We start from the raw sequence: 11,968 nt of genomic DNA on the forward strand, positions 1-11,968 counted from the left end.
CGGGACCCTGGGGCGGCACGATCCCCCTGAGCTGCGGGGCGCAACGCCCCCTGACCCCGCCGGGTCGTCCATTCTGCGCTGGATCGTCTATCTGGATGGACGACCCCGCGCGAAATAGACGACCCAGCACCGCGGAAGCAGCCGGGACCTGCACTGACGCACAGCCGCGGAGGCAGACGGAACCGGGCGGCACGGGGCCTCGGGGAAGGACATGGCGCGGAACGCTTCGCATTGGGGGCACAGGCGGTTATGATCGGTGACACACCATCGTGGAAGCGCTCCCACTCTGTCGAGAGACCGCCTCCCCCATCACCTGCTGAGAGGCGCTCCCATGCGTTACGGACACTTCGACGACGAAGCCCGCGAGTACGTCATCACCACCCCCCACACCCCGTACCCGTGGATCAACTACCTCGGATCCGAAGAGTTCTTCTCGCTCATCTCGCACCAGGCCGGTGGCTACTCGTTCTACCGTGACGCCAAGATGCGCCGCCTCACCCGCTACCGCTACAACAACATCCCCTCCGACGCCGGTGGCCGCTACTTCTACATCAACGACGGCGGCGACGTCTGGACCCCGTCCTGGATGCCGATCAAGGCCGACCTCGACCACTTCGAGACCCGCCACGGCATGGGCTACACCCAGATCACCGGCGAGCGCGGCGGCCTGTCCGTCCAGTCCCTCTTCTTCGTCCCGCTCGGGGAGACCGCGGAGATCCAGAAGGTCACGCTGACCAACACCTCCGACGCCGCGAAGTCCGTCAAGCTCTTCAGCTTCGCCGAGTTCTGCCTGTGGAACGCCCAGGACGACCAGACGAACTACCAGCGCAACCTCAACATCGGCGAGGTCGAGGTCGAGGAGTCCGGCCCGCACGGGACCGCGATCTACCACAAGACCGAGTACCGCGAGCGTCGCAACCACTACGCCGTCTACGGCGTCAACGCGACGGCTGCTGGCTTCGACACCGACCGCGACAGCTTCGTCGGCGCGTACAACTCCCTCGGCGAGGCGGCCGTGCCCTTCGCCGGGAAGTCCACCAACTCCGTCGCCTCGGGCTGGTACCCGATCGCCTCGCACAACCTCGAGGTCGCCCTCGAGCCCGGGGAGTCGAAGACCTTCGTGTTTGTCCTCGGCTACATCGAGAACCCCGACGAGGAGAAGTGGGCCCCGGCCGATGAGGCCAAGGGCATCAAGGCCCTCCAGGTCATCAACAAGGACCGCGCACACGCGCTCCTGGGCCGCTTCGCAACCACCGAGCAGACCGACGCCGCCTTCGAGGCGCTGCGCGTCCACTGGACGAACCTGCTCTCCGGCTTCGCGGTGACCTCCGGCGACGACAAGCTCGACCGCATGGTCAACGTGTGGAACCAGTACCAGTGCATGGTCACGTTCAACATGTCTCGCTCCGCCTCGTTCTTCGAGACCGGGATCGGCCGCGGCATGGGCTTCCGTGACTCCAACCAGGACCTGCTCGGCTTTGTGCACCTCATCCCCGAGCGTGCCCGCGAGCGCATCATCGACATCGCCTCCACCCAGTTCCCGGACGGCTCGGCGTACCACCAGTACCAGCCGCTCACCAAGCGTGGGAACAACGACATCGGCTCCGGCTTCAACGACGACCCGTTGTGGCTCATCCTCGGCGTCGCGGGCTACATCAAGGAGACCGGCGACTTCTCGATCCTCGACGAGCAGGTCCCCTTCGACAACGACGAGTCCCTCGCCGAGTCCCTCTTCGAGCACCTCACCCGCTCCTTCGACTTCACCGTGAACAACCGCGGCACGCACGGCCTGCCGCTCATCGGGCGCGCCGACTGGAACGACTGCCTCAACCTCAACTGCTTCTCGACGACTCCTGGAGAGTCCTTCCAGACGACCGAGAACCAGTCCGGCGGGGTCGCGGAGTCCGTGTTCATCGCCGCGATGTTCGCCTTCATCGGCCCCGAGTACGTCGCCCTCGCCGAGCGCCGCGGCCTGTCCGACGTCGCCGCGAAGGCCCGCCAGGCCATCGCCGACATGCACACGGCAGTCCTCGAGCACGGCTGGGACGGCGAGTGGTTCCTGCGCGCCTACGACTTCTACGGCAACAAGATCGGCACCGACGAGACCGCCGAGGGCAAGATCTGGATCGAGCCGCAGGGCTTCGCGGTCATGGCTGGCATCGGCACCGAGAAGCCGGCCGACGGCGGACCGTCCATCGCCGAGCGTGCGCTCGACTCCGTGGGCGAGATGCTGGGCACCGAGCACGGCCTCGTGCTCCAGTACCCCGCATACACGAGCTACCAGATCGAGATGGGTGAGATCTCCACCTACCCGCCGGGCTACAAGGAGAACGGCGGCATCTTCTGCCACAACAACCCCTGGGTCATCATCGGGGAGACCGTCCTGGGTCGCGGCGAGCGGGCCTTCGACTACTACAAGCGCATCACGCCGGCGTACCGCGAGGACATCTCCGACGTGCACCGCCTCGAGCCGTACGTCTACGCCCAGATGATCGCGGGCAAGGAGGCCGTGCGTCACGGCGAGGCCAAGAACTCCTGGCTCACCGGCACGGCAGCGTGGAACTTCGTCGCGGTCTCCCAGTACCTGCTGGGCGTGCGTCCCGACTACGACGGCCTCGTCATCGACCCGCAGATCGGCCCGGACGTCCCCACGTACACGGTCACCCGCACCGTCCGCGGCGCCACGTACGAGATCTCCGTGACGAACTCGGGCACCCCGGGTGCGCGCGGCACGCTGACCGTCGACGGCGTCGCCGTCGAGGGCAACCACGTGCCGTACGCCCCGGCCGGCGCGACCGTGAAGGTCTCCGTCGTCCTGTGAGCACTCTCTCCCTGACCGCGGACGCCGAGGAGGTCGTCACGACCCCCTCGGCTCCGCGCGGGGACGCCCGCGTGACGTCCCGCGTGGTCGACCTCGTGTCGGCCACGTGGCGGGTGGGGATCCTGCCCTGCTCGGCGGGATCGATCGCCTATGCGAAGGTCCTGGTCGACGGCGTGTGGCGGGACCTGCTGCGTCCCACCAAGGCCACGCGGCTGGACAGCCCGACGTTCTGCGCGAGCTTCCCGCTCATCCCGTGGTCCAACCGGGTCGCCGGAGCACAGCTCACCTTCGCGGGGCGGACGTGGCAGCTCCCACGCACCTCCCCCGACGGCACGGCGATGCACGGCTCGGTGCTGCCGTTCAGCTTCACCGTGCTCGAGCGCACCGCGTCGTCGGTGCGCCTCGGGCTGGACTCGCGCCAGGTCGTCGGGATGGGGTTCCCGTGGGACTTCACGACCGAGCTGATCTACACGGTCACCGACGAGGGGCTCACCGTCACCACGACGGTGACGAACGTCGACGGCGACCCCTTCCCCGCGGGGTTCGGACACCACCCGTACTTCGTCCGCAGCCTCACCCCCACCTCCCGCGAACCGCAGCTTGAGATCCCTGTGACCTGCGGGTATGCTCTCGAATCGGCCATGGCGGTCGGGGAAGCCGGTCCACTTCCGGTGCGAGCCGACTACTCGACGCTGCGACCGCTCGGCGGGAGGTTCGTGGACGACTGCCTCACCGGCAGGGTCCCCGGCCCGGTCCGCATCGTCTACCCAGGTGCCCACGACGACGGCTCGGACTTCGAGGTCCGGATCACCGCCGACGACGTGTACTCCCACTGGGTCGTCTACGTCCCGGTACAGCGCGCTTACTTCGCGGTCGAACCCGCCACCAACGCCAACGGCGGCTTCGCCCTGGCTGAGCGTGGCGTGGCCGGCAGCGGCGTGTTCGTGCTCGAACCGGGCGAAGCGCGGACGGGGACCTTCACCGTCTCGACCTGACGGTCCCGCTGCGCGGGGTGGCTGGCCTGTACCGGGGGGTGCGGGTCAGCCACCGACCATCACCGACGTCGGTTATCCACCGGTGGACATCCCTGATCGTGTCTGTGCCAGCCGTACCGCATAGTGTCCTCCGGGTGGTCCCGACCGGCGGTGACCCTGGCTCCGGAGGAGACTGCCATGGAACTCGGTGCGGTCCGGGCCCTCGGCCTTCGGCTCATGGCTCAGCACGGGTTGCAGGCCTGGGAGCTGACCTTCGACCATGCCCGACGCCGGGCAGGGGCCTGCCACTTCGCCACTCGGAGGATCTCGGTCTCCCGGCACCTGATGGCGCTGTACGACGAGCACCTGGTCACCGACACCCTGCTGCACGAGATCGCCCATGCGCTGGTAGGCCCCGGCGCCGGGCACGGTCCCCGCTGGCGCGCCATGGCGCGCCAGATCGGGTGCTCGGGGCAGCGGCTCGTCGCACCGGAGGCGCCCCGCACGGCCGGTCCGTGGATCGGGGTGTGCAGCGGTGGGCACGAGGTCGACAGGTTCAGGCGCCCCCGTGGCGAATCATCGTGTCCTCGCTGCAGCAGGAGCTTCGACCGCCGGTTCCTGTTCACCTGGACCCGGCGCGAGGACGCCGCGGCCTGACGCGGCGCCGGGACACGGCGCCCGTCGTGGCGAGCAGGCCCCACAACGCGAGCGCCAGGACCGGGAACCACAGCAGCCGGCTCCACCACCAGGCCGCAATGCCCGGGTCGGGGAACGGCACACCGATGACCAGCAGCAGGCCGGTGACGGCGACGAGCACCGGCAGGTGCCACAGGAAGGCGCGCATCGAGGTGTTCGACGCCGTGTCGAGCACCACCGCGACGCGCCGCCGGTCCAGCCACGGCGCAACCACCGGCCGGAGCAGGATCGCGACCGGGATCTGCACCAGGGTGAGCAGCAGGGGCACCGTTCCGGGCGGGCTGAAGTTCGACCGCTCCCCGGACAGCCCGATCATCGACTCGGGCCAGATCGCCGAGGCGGTCACCGCGACCAGAGCGGCGAAGGCCACGACCGCCCACGCGGCGACCCGGGTGCGGCTCATCCGCAGCAGGGTGCCGTCGAAGTAGGCGAAGCCGACCTGCTGCGCCACGCCCCAGACGAGGACGTAGTTGAGGTACCCCGGGTACGGGTTGTCCGTCATGATCCGCACGGCGTCGACGGCGACCGCGGCCAGCGACAACCCGGCCACGACCCACCAGCCGAACCTGCAGTGCAGGGCCAGCATGACCGGGGCGAGGAGAGCCAGGGCGGCGAAGACCGCGATGAACCACAGCGGCATGACCACCACGACCGCCACGGTGAGGGTCAGGGTCCTCGGCGCCCCCAGCCGCAGCGCGAGCGCGACCGCCGCGGCGACGAGCAGCACGAACGGCAGGAGCGGGGTGAACAGTCCCCCGAGGCGGCGGCTGACGAAGACGCGGTAGGCCTGCCCGAAGGTCGGCGTCGCCCCGCGTCGTTCACGCTCGCGGTCGACCACCCGGGTCCAGCTCGTCGCGTTGGAGAACCCGCCGACGAAGAAGAACAGCGGGATCAGCACGAGCACCCAGGTGATCGGCCACATCCAACGCTCGACGTTGAGGATGTTGTCGACCGTCAGCTCCCCGGCCGCGGTGCGACCGATAGCGGCCATGGTCCAGTGCCCGAGGATGACGGCGCCGAGCGCGAGGGTCCGCAGCAGGTCGGCGAAGCGGTCCCGGGGTGGCGCTGCGGGCACTCCAGCAGCAGCCCCGGCGGCAGCTGGGGCCGAGGGCGGGGCGTCGGGCGAGACCTCGGGGCCGATCGGGTCGAGCGTCAGGGTGTGTTCCTTCGGGGAGTCAGGCGCACGGCGGGGAGCGCGGGCGCCGGAAGCGGCGGGCCGTCATATCCGACGACCGTGCCAAACCTAGCCGACTCGGGTCGATCTGAGTCCGGCGCACCGAGCTGGCGTGCCCAGTCTGCGCGGGCTCGTACGACGTCCTCGTGCGAGCGACCGACGAAGTTCCACCACATGACGATCTGCTCCTCGAAGGGGCGTCCGCCGATGAGCACGAGACGGGCGGCGGCGTCGGGCGTGCGCAGCGTGATCTGACCGGCTCCGGCGGCGAGGAAGCCGAGCTCGGAGGAGCCCAGCCGCTCGCCGTCGACGACGATCGCCTCGGCGGTGTCCACCAGCACGGCGTGCTCGAAGGTCGGATCGAGCGCGAGGGTGATCTCCGCGCCGCGGGCGAGGTCGATCTGGGCTCCCACCAGCGGGGAGAAGGTTGTCGCGGGCGAGCGCAGGGCCTCGGGCGCGCCGAGGTGGGGCTGCCCGGGCAGCTCGCCCAGGAACACCCGGACGCTCGCGCCCACGACGTCGAGGACCGGAAGGTCCCCGTGGTGCTCGAACGCGGGAGCGACGCCCCGGTGAGCGGCCGGGAGCGCGGTCCACAGCTGGACGCCGTGGAGCACCGGCACCCGGGTGCGCGCCGGGTCGGGCGACTGCTCCGAGTGCGAGATCCCGTGACCAGCCGTCATGAGGTTGAGCTCCCCGGGGCGCACCATGCACACCGATCCGAGGGAGTCCTGGTGGAGCACCTCGCCGGCGAACAGCCAGGAGACGGTCTGCAGACCGGCGTGCGGGTGGGGCGGGACGTCCATGCCCGCACCGGTCGAGACGTCGTCGGGCCCGTAGTGGTCGAGGAAGCACCAGGCGCCCACCATGCTGCGCCGGCGCTGAGGGAGGGTGCGCCGGACCGTCATGGCGCGTGGGCCGCCGAGCGGGACCAGGCGGGGTTCGAGGATCTCGAGCCTGCGCTCACGCGGGCCAGCGTCCCCGGCCGCGCAGATCTCTTCCTGGGGTGCGGTGTCGAGGTTGCTCACCCGTCGAGGCTATCGGCCTCCCTCCAACGGCGCACCGCTCACCCGCAGCCGGTGCACGCAGTGCGGCACGCACCACGTCCTCGTCGATCGAGGGGTAGCAATGGGACATACACCGACGAACAGGCGTTCGGGGATTGATCGTCAGGGAGTTGTCCACAGTGTTGTCCACAGCCTGTGCACCGCACTTCTCCACCTACCCACAGGCCTGTGGACGGGGACTGTGGACAACTGCGGGCGATGGCCACCTGTTCACCGGGAAGATCCCGGACGTTCACGCGCGGACGGAGGTGCGCGGCGTCGGGCAGGAGGTTTGTCCGGGACGCGAGGGAGGGTGCGCGCCTGGGTCAGCGGGACCGCTGGGGCGGGTCCGTGCAGATGAAGCCGTCGTCGTCGAGCACCGTCCCCTCGATGGCGTCGCGCAGGACCGAGACGAGGGTGATGACGACGGGCGCCATCCGCTGGCGGGCGATCTGGTGCATCGGAGACGGCTTCTCCGACCGCTCGTAGGCGTCCCCCGACAGCCATCGCACCGAGTAGCCGAAGGGGCCGGACTCCCGCCACGGCACCGTGCGCAGGGCCGGCGGGAGCCGGTCCACCCGCTCGCAGCGCACGACGACGGACCCGTCGTAGGGGGTGTGCGTGACGATCTCGAAGTTGCGCGGACCGGTCGGCTCCGGGCCGACCGTCTCGAGCACGGCCTGCACCAGGACCGTCCGCACGAGCGCGAGCGCGTGGCTGGGATCGAGCGCGTGGGCGCTGAACAGGTGCCGGTCGACCGTGCGGCGGTCGTCACCGACAAGAGGGCCGAGCTGGGTGGGCGGAGTGAGCGTGCCCTCCTCGACGACCACACCTCGGGCGTGCCGCGCGGCCGCGACCATCCACCGGTGAGCCGTGGTGACGCGCTCCGCCCGGGACGGGCCCAGGCCTGCGTCCACGCGCAGGCCGAACACGTCGATGTGCGGCGCCGTCAGGCCGAGCACCTGGCGTCGTTCCGGCGGCAGGACGCGCGGGCCGACGAGCACGACGCCGGGCTCGAGCTCGAGCTCTCCGGGCTCCGGCTCCGCCGCCATCGTCATCCCGCGGAACCGTGCGCCGTGCACCGGGACGGCGCGGGCAGCCGCCGCCTCGGCGGTGACGGGCTCACGGGTCCAGCGGGCCTGCGGGTACCAGGCCAGGGCGAGCGTCTCGATCGACGCGCTCGAGGGCACGGCGACCAGGAGGCCGGCGGTCTGGTCGAGGCTGGTGACGCCCAGGTGTGCTGTCATCTCCATCACGGTACGCAGCGAAGAATACCGGGACGTTTCGGTGGTGCAACGACTGGGTGCACTGTGCGGAGAGGGTTGTCGCGGTGCCGCGGGCAGCCGAGGAAGGGCAGCCTTCCATGCATGTTCTGACAGCGTATGGGATGCTGTCAGAATGCCGAAGATCATTGGTGGATCACTCCACGAGCACCGCGAGCAGACCCGCCAACGACTCTTCACCGCCCTGTCCGCGCTCATGGCCGAGCGTGGTTTCGACGCCATCTCCTTCGCCGACATCGCCGCGGCGGCCGGAGTCGGTCGCACCGCGGTCTACAACCACTTCTCCGACAAAGAAGCCCTGCTCATGGGGTTCATCACGTTCGAGACCGAGCGCTACGTCGAGACGCTCAAGCGCTCGCTCGAGGGCGTGGAGGACCCGCTCCAGCAGCTGCGCACGTACGTCCGCGCCCAGGCCCGCCTCAAGCGCGTCTTCCACCTCGCCCCGGGGCCGGACCTGCGCACGGTGCTCTCCCGCGGCACCCAGCAGCGCCTCCGCGAGCACGCCGTCGTGGTCGAGGACATCCTGCGCGAGATCCTCACGGCCGGCATCGCCCGCGGGGAGTTCCCCGAGCAGGACATCCCCACCTCGGTGGCCCTGGTCAACGCCTGCCTGTCCGGGCGCCAGCTCCCCGAGGAGCAGCCCGCGCGCGACGCCGCGATCGCCGCGACCGAGGCGTTCGTGCTCCGCGCGGTCGGCGCGGATCTCGTCACCGCCTGAGCGCAAGTGAGCGACAGCGGCCGAAGTCGGCGGCCGTCCCTGGCGGCCCCGTCTCGCCGATCGGACTCTTCGGTGCGGAGGGTAGGCAACCCTAACAAGATGCGGTAGCGTTCGAGCCAGGTCGTCATGACACCTTGTCATCTCCGTCGGGAGCCCGCGGCCATCCGCCCCGAGGAGCCCACGGTGACCACTCTCACCACGGAACAGCCCACCCTGTCCCTGCGCCTGCGGGAAGGCACCCGCTCCGAGCACGAGGACGCCGAGCACTCCGGCTTCATCAGCAAGCTCATGGGCGGCGAGCTCGACTCCGCCGCATACGTGAGGCTCGCAGCCCAGCAGTACTTCGTCTACGAAGCCCTGGAGGCACTGAGCGGCACCGTGCGCGAACTCCCCCAGGGCGAGACGCTGCTCTTCGACGAGCTGGTCCGGACCCCCTCGATCGCCGAGGACCTCGCCTTCCTCGTCGGGCCCGACTGGCGGTCCCAGATCACCCCCCTGCCAGCGACCGAGCGGTACGTCGCCGCCCTCCAGGCCTGCGCCACCTCACTCCCGCGCTACGCCGCGCACGCCTACACGCGCTACCTCGGCGACCTCTCCGGCGGGCAGATCGTCAAGCGCATGCTTGAGCGTCACTACGGCCTCGGACCGGAGGGCCTGGCGTTCTACACCTTCGCCGAGATCCCCAAGGCGAAGCCGTTCAAGGACGTCTACCGCGAACGCCTGGATGCCCTGGTGCTCACCGAGGACGAGCTGGCGCTGGCGATCTCCGAGGCGCAGGGCGCCTTCCGCCTCAACCAGGGCCTGTTCAGGGATCTGGGCGACAGCCAGATCTGAGCTCGCGGCCGGCCGGCCGGGTGGTCAGAGGTGACGGTCCGCGTACACGGTCATCGCATCCCGGACGAACAGGGCTGTGCCCTCCCCTGCCCAGTCGTAGGCCGCGGTGAAGCGCGGGTCCTCGGCGTACATCTGGCCGAGGCCGACGAAGTACTCCGCGGTGATCTCCGGCTGGCCGGTGCCCCGGGCGCTCACCGCGAGCCAGTCGTGCTGGCGCCGGGCCAGACCCTGCGGGTCGTCGTCGGCCGGCGCGTACCCCGCCCGTCGCGCAGCGGCGAAACCCTCGGCGATCGCGCGCTGCTCGCCGAGGAAGGCGGACCGCTCCGCCTCGCTCAGCGACGTCCACCAGGAGTCTCCGGCCCGGTAGGCGTCGGCGCCCCAACGCTCGGCCACCTCGCCCTCGTAGCGGCTGTGGTCGAATCCGTCGAACATCTGCTGTGCCATGAGTTCTTCACCGTTCTCGAGGGAGGTGATCGTGCTCCGGACGGAGGCAATCTGATGGTCGAGCCGCCGGTGCTCGGACTCCAACCACTGCAGGTGCGTGCGCAGGGCGCGCGCCTCGTCGTGGTCGGAGTCGAGCGCGATCGCGATCGCGGGCAGCCCGAGGCCGAGGTCTCGGAGCATGAGCACCCGCTGGAGGCGGACCAGCGCCGCGGCGTCGTAGTAGCGGTAGCCGTTGCTGCCGGTCCGGCTCGGGCGGAGCAGCCCGATCTGGTCGTAGTGCCGCAGGGTGCGGCTCGTGGTCCCGGCGGTCCGGGCGATCTCCTGGATGGACCAGTCGCGGCTCATGGCACCAACGGTAGAGGTTGACGTGGCGTCAAGGTCAAGGATCCAGACCACGGGCGTGGGGCGGCCGTCGCACCGCGGCGCGAGCCAACTAGGACCCTGTGCGCACATGCGGCACACTGGCCTCATGGCCCTCTCTGAAGAGCCCCTGACCGGCGGCAACGTTGCCGCGAGCGTGGTCAGGGTGACTGATCCTGTGCTCGGTGTGACCGTGCGCAAACCCGCGACACCCGCGACCGCGACCGTCCACGCCCTGCTCGTCCACCTCGCCGACGTCGGCTTCGACGGCGCCCCCCGATCCTTCGGCGTCGACGACCAGAACCGTCACGTGCTCGAGTACATCCCAGGCACGATGGCGAACGTCATGCCCACGATGACCCCGCGTGAGCTCACGCGGGTCGGCGCCCTCGTGCGCGACCTGCACGACGCGACCGCGTCCTTCGTCCCGCCGCCGGGCGCGGTGTGGGACGTCGGCATCCCGGCCGACCGCAACGACCTCATCTGCCACCACGACATCGCCCCGTGGAACCTGGTCCGCGACGGGGACCGATGGGTCATCATCGACTGGGACGGCGCCGGTCCGGGATCGCGCCTGTGGGACCTCGCCTACGTGGCGCACGGGTTCGTTCCCCTGCACGCGGGTGGCGACCCGGAGGTCGACGGCCCGCGGCTGCGGGCCCTCGTCGACGGCTACGGCGTCTCCGCGCACCAACGGCCCGAGCTCGTCCAGCTCACCGCGGACCACACCCGGGCGATGTACGACCTCCTGGTCGACGGCGCACGCACCGGCACGCAACCGTGGGCCGCCCTGCACGCCGACGGCCACGCCGACCACTGGGGCCCGGCGTCGGACTACATCACCCGCCACCGGGCAGACTTCCGCGCCGCGCTCCGCTGACTGTGCCGTGACGTGCGGTGAGCCCGGTCAGCCCGGTCAGCCCGGTCAGCCCGGTCAGCCCGGTCAGCCCGCGAGGATCTCGGCGACCAGGGCCGCGGGGGTGTCCACCACGGCGCGGGGGCGGGCGGCTGCGTGCTCCCCGGCGGCGGCGTAGCCCCAGGTGACGGCGATCGTCTCGATGCCGTGGGCGCGGGCCCCGAGGATGTCGTGCTCGCGGTCCCCGACCATGACGACGTCACCGACGCGAGGCAGCCCGCCCTCGCTCGCCGCGGCCGTCTTGAGGGCGTGCTCGATCACGTCCGCCTTGGTGGTGCGCGTCCCGTCGAGGCTCGCCCCGCAGATCGCCTCGAAGAACCCGTCGAGGTCGAAGTGCGCGAGGATCTGGCGGGCGTACACCTCCGGCTTGGACGTCGCCACGACGAGGCGGACGCCGCCGTCGCGCAGGGCCGCAAGGGCCTCCCGGACGCCGGGGTAGACGGAGTTGTCGAGCATCCCGCCGCCGGTGAACGCGACCCGGTAGGCGGCGACGAACTCGTCGACCCGCTCGGGCGGGATCCCGTGGGTCAGCGCGCTCTCCTGGATCGGCGGGCCGACCACGCCGCGCAGCCCCTCCGCGTCCGGTCGGGGGACACCGAGCGTGTCGAAGGCGGAGGTGATCGAGGCGATGATGCCGGGGGCGGAGTCGGTGAGGGTGCCGTCGAGGTCGACGAGCGCGAGGGAACTGATCATCCCTCGATCCTC

The 11,968-nt window shown here is 70.6% G+C and carries 11 protein-coding genes; 6 read left to right on the plus strand and 5 right to left on the minus strand.

Annotation, left to right across the window (positions count from 1 at the left end; translation table 11 throughout):
* The first annotated feature begins 331 nt into the window (after window positions 1–331).
* The 3 genes from ACWA15_RS17505 (at window position 332) to ACWA15_RS17515 (ending at window position 4,452) form a co-directional block, all read left to right on the plus strand.
* A complete protein-coding gene (locus tag ACWA15_RS17505; protein ID WP_464056870.1) occupies window positions 332–2,821 on the plus strand; it encodes a glycoside hydrolase family 94 protein in 2,490 nt (829 codons plus the stop codon).
* Window positions 2,818–3,816, plus strand: a complete 999-nt coding sequence (locus tag ACWA15_RS17510) for an aldose epimerase family protein (protein WP_464056872.1) — start codon at window positions 2,818–2,820, stop codon at window positions 3,814–3,816. The genes ACWA15_RS17505 and ACWA15_RS17510 overlap by 4 nt, the downstream gene beginning before the upstream one ends.
* Before the next feature lie 177 nt (window positions 3,817–3,993).
* The gene (locus ACWA15_RS17515) at window positions 3,994–4,452 is read left to right on the plus strand and encodes a SprT-like domain-containing protein (RefSeq protein WP_464056874.1); all 459 of its coding nucleotides are present in this window, start codon (window positions 3,994–3,996) and stop codon (window positions 4,450–4,452) included.
* Here ACWA15_RS17515 and ACWA15_RS17520 read toward each other — a convergent pair.
* The 3 genes from ACWA15_RS17520 to ACWA15_RS17530 all read right to left on the minus strand — a co-directional run bounded on the left by ACWA15_RS17520 (window position 4,418) and on the right by ACWA15_RS17530 (window position 7,955).
* Window positions 4,418–5,566 carry an acyltransferase family protein gene (locus ACWA15_RS17520; protein ID WP_464056875.1) on the minus strand — a complete coding sequence of 383 codons (1,149 nt, stop codon included), beginning with the start codon at window positions 5,564–5,566 and terminating at the stop codon, window positions 4,418–4,420. The genes ACWA15_RS17515 and ACWA15_RS17520 overlap by 35 nt on opposite strands.
* Before the next feature lie 77 nt (window positions 5,567–5,643).
* Window positions 5,644–6,690, minus strand: coding sequence for a pirin family protein (locus tag ACWA15_RS17525; RefSeq protein WP_464056876.1), 1,047 nt, complete (start codon window positions 6,688–6,690; stop codon window positions 5,644–5,646).
* A gap of 344 nt (window positions 6,691–7,034) precedes the next feature.
* On the minus strand, window positions 7,035–7,955 hold the full coding sequence (locus ACWA15_RS17530) for a hypothetical protein (protein WP_464056877.1): 921 nt from the start codon (window positions 7,953–7,955) through the stop codon (window positions 7,035–7,037).
* Between the two features lie 151 nt (window positions 7,956–8,106).
* Between ACWA15_RS17530 and ACWA15_RS17535 the strand changes: the two genes are divergently transcribed.
* Window positions 8,107–8,709 (plus strand): TetR/AcrR family transcriptional regulator, encoded by a 603-nt coding sequence (locus ACWA15_RS17535; protein ID WP_464056878.1) that lies wholly within the window; start codon window positions 8,107–8,109, stop codon window positions 8,707–8,709.
* A 183-nt stretch (window positions 8,710–8,892) separates the two neighbouring features.
* On the plus strand, window positions 8,893–9,543 hold the full coding sequence (locus tag ACWA15_RS17540) for a biliverdin-producing heme oxygenase (RefSeq protein WP_464056879.1): 651 nt from the start codon (window positions 8,893–8,895) through the stop codon (window positions 9,541–9,543).
* 24 nt (window positions 9,544–9,567) lie between these two features.
* On the opposite strand, the gene ACWA15_RS17545 is transcribed toward ACWA15_RS17540, so the two are convergent.
* The gene (locus ACWA15_RS17545) at window positions 9,568–10,332 is read right to left on the minus strand and encodes a MerR family transcriptional regulator (protein ID WP_464056880.1); all 765 of its coding nucleotides are present in this window, start codon (window positions 10,330–10,332) and stop codon (window positions 9,568–9,570) included.
* A 124-nt stretch (window positions 10,333–10,456) separates the two neighbouring features.
* On the opposite strand from ACWA15_RS17545, the gene ACWA15_RS17550 reads away from it, so the two are divergent.
* Window positions 10,457–11,227 carry a phosphotransferase gene (locus ACWA15_RS17550; RefSeq protein WP_464056881.1) on the plus strand — a complete coding sequence of 257 codons (771 nt, stop codon included), beginning with the start codon at window positions 10,457–10,459 and terminating at the stop codon, window positions 11,225–11,227.
* A gap of 63 nt (window positions 11,228–11,290) precedes the next feature.
* Here the strand turns inward: ACWA15_RS17550 and ACWA15_RS17555 are convergent, their stop codons facing one another.
* Window positions 11,291–11,956: an HAD hydrolase-like protein gene (locus ACWA15_RS17555; protein WP_464056882.1), complete on the minus strand. Its 666-nt coding sequence runs from the start codon at window positions 11,954–11,956 to the stop codon at window positions 11,291–11,293.
* Window positions 11,957–11,968 lie beyond the last annotated feature (12 nt).

This window comes from Sanguibacter sp. TS_SC_8, from assembly GCF_055361235.1.

Coding starts and splice junctions, on each gene's coding strand:
- ACWA15_RS17505 (WP_464056870.1), top strand. CDS start 332: ATGCGTTACGGACACTTCGACGACGAAGCCCGCGAGTACGTCATCACC.
- ACWA15_RS17515 (WP_464056874.1), top strand. CDS start 3,994: ATGGAACTCGGTGCGGTCCGGGCCCTCGGCCTTCGGCTCATGGCTCAG.
- ACWA15_RS17530 (WP_464056877.1), bottom strand. CDS start 7,955: ATGACAGCACACCTGGGCGTCACCAGCCTCGACCAGACCGCCGGCCTC.
- ACWA15_RS17535 (WP_464056878.1), top strand. CDS start 8,107: ATGCCGAAGATCATTGGTGGATCACTCCACGAGCACCGCGAGCAGACC.
- ACWA15_RS17545 (WP_464056880.1), bottom strand. CDS start 10,332: ATGAGCCGCGACTGGTCCATCCAGGAGATCGCCCGGACCGCCGGGACC.
- ACWA15_RS17550 (WP_464056881.1), top strand. CDS start 10,457: ATGGCCCTCTCTGAAGAGCCCCTGACCGGCGGCAACGTTGCCGCGAGC.
- ACWA15_RS17555 (WP_464056882.1), bottom strand. CDS start 11,956: ATGATCAGTTCCCTCGCGCTCGTCGACCTCGACGGCACCCTCACCGAC.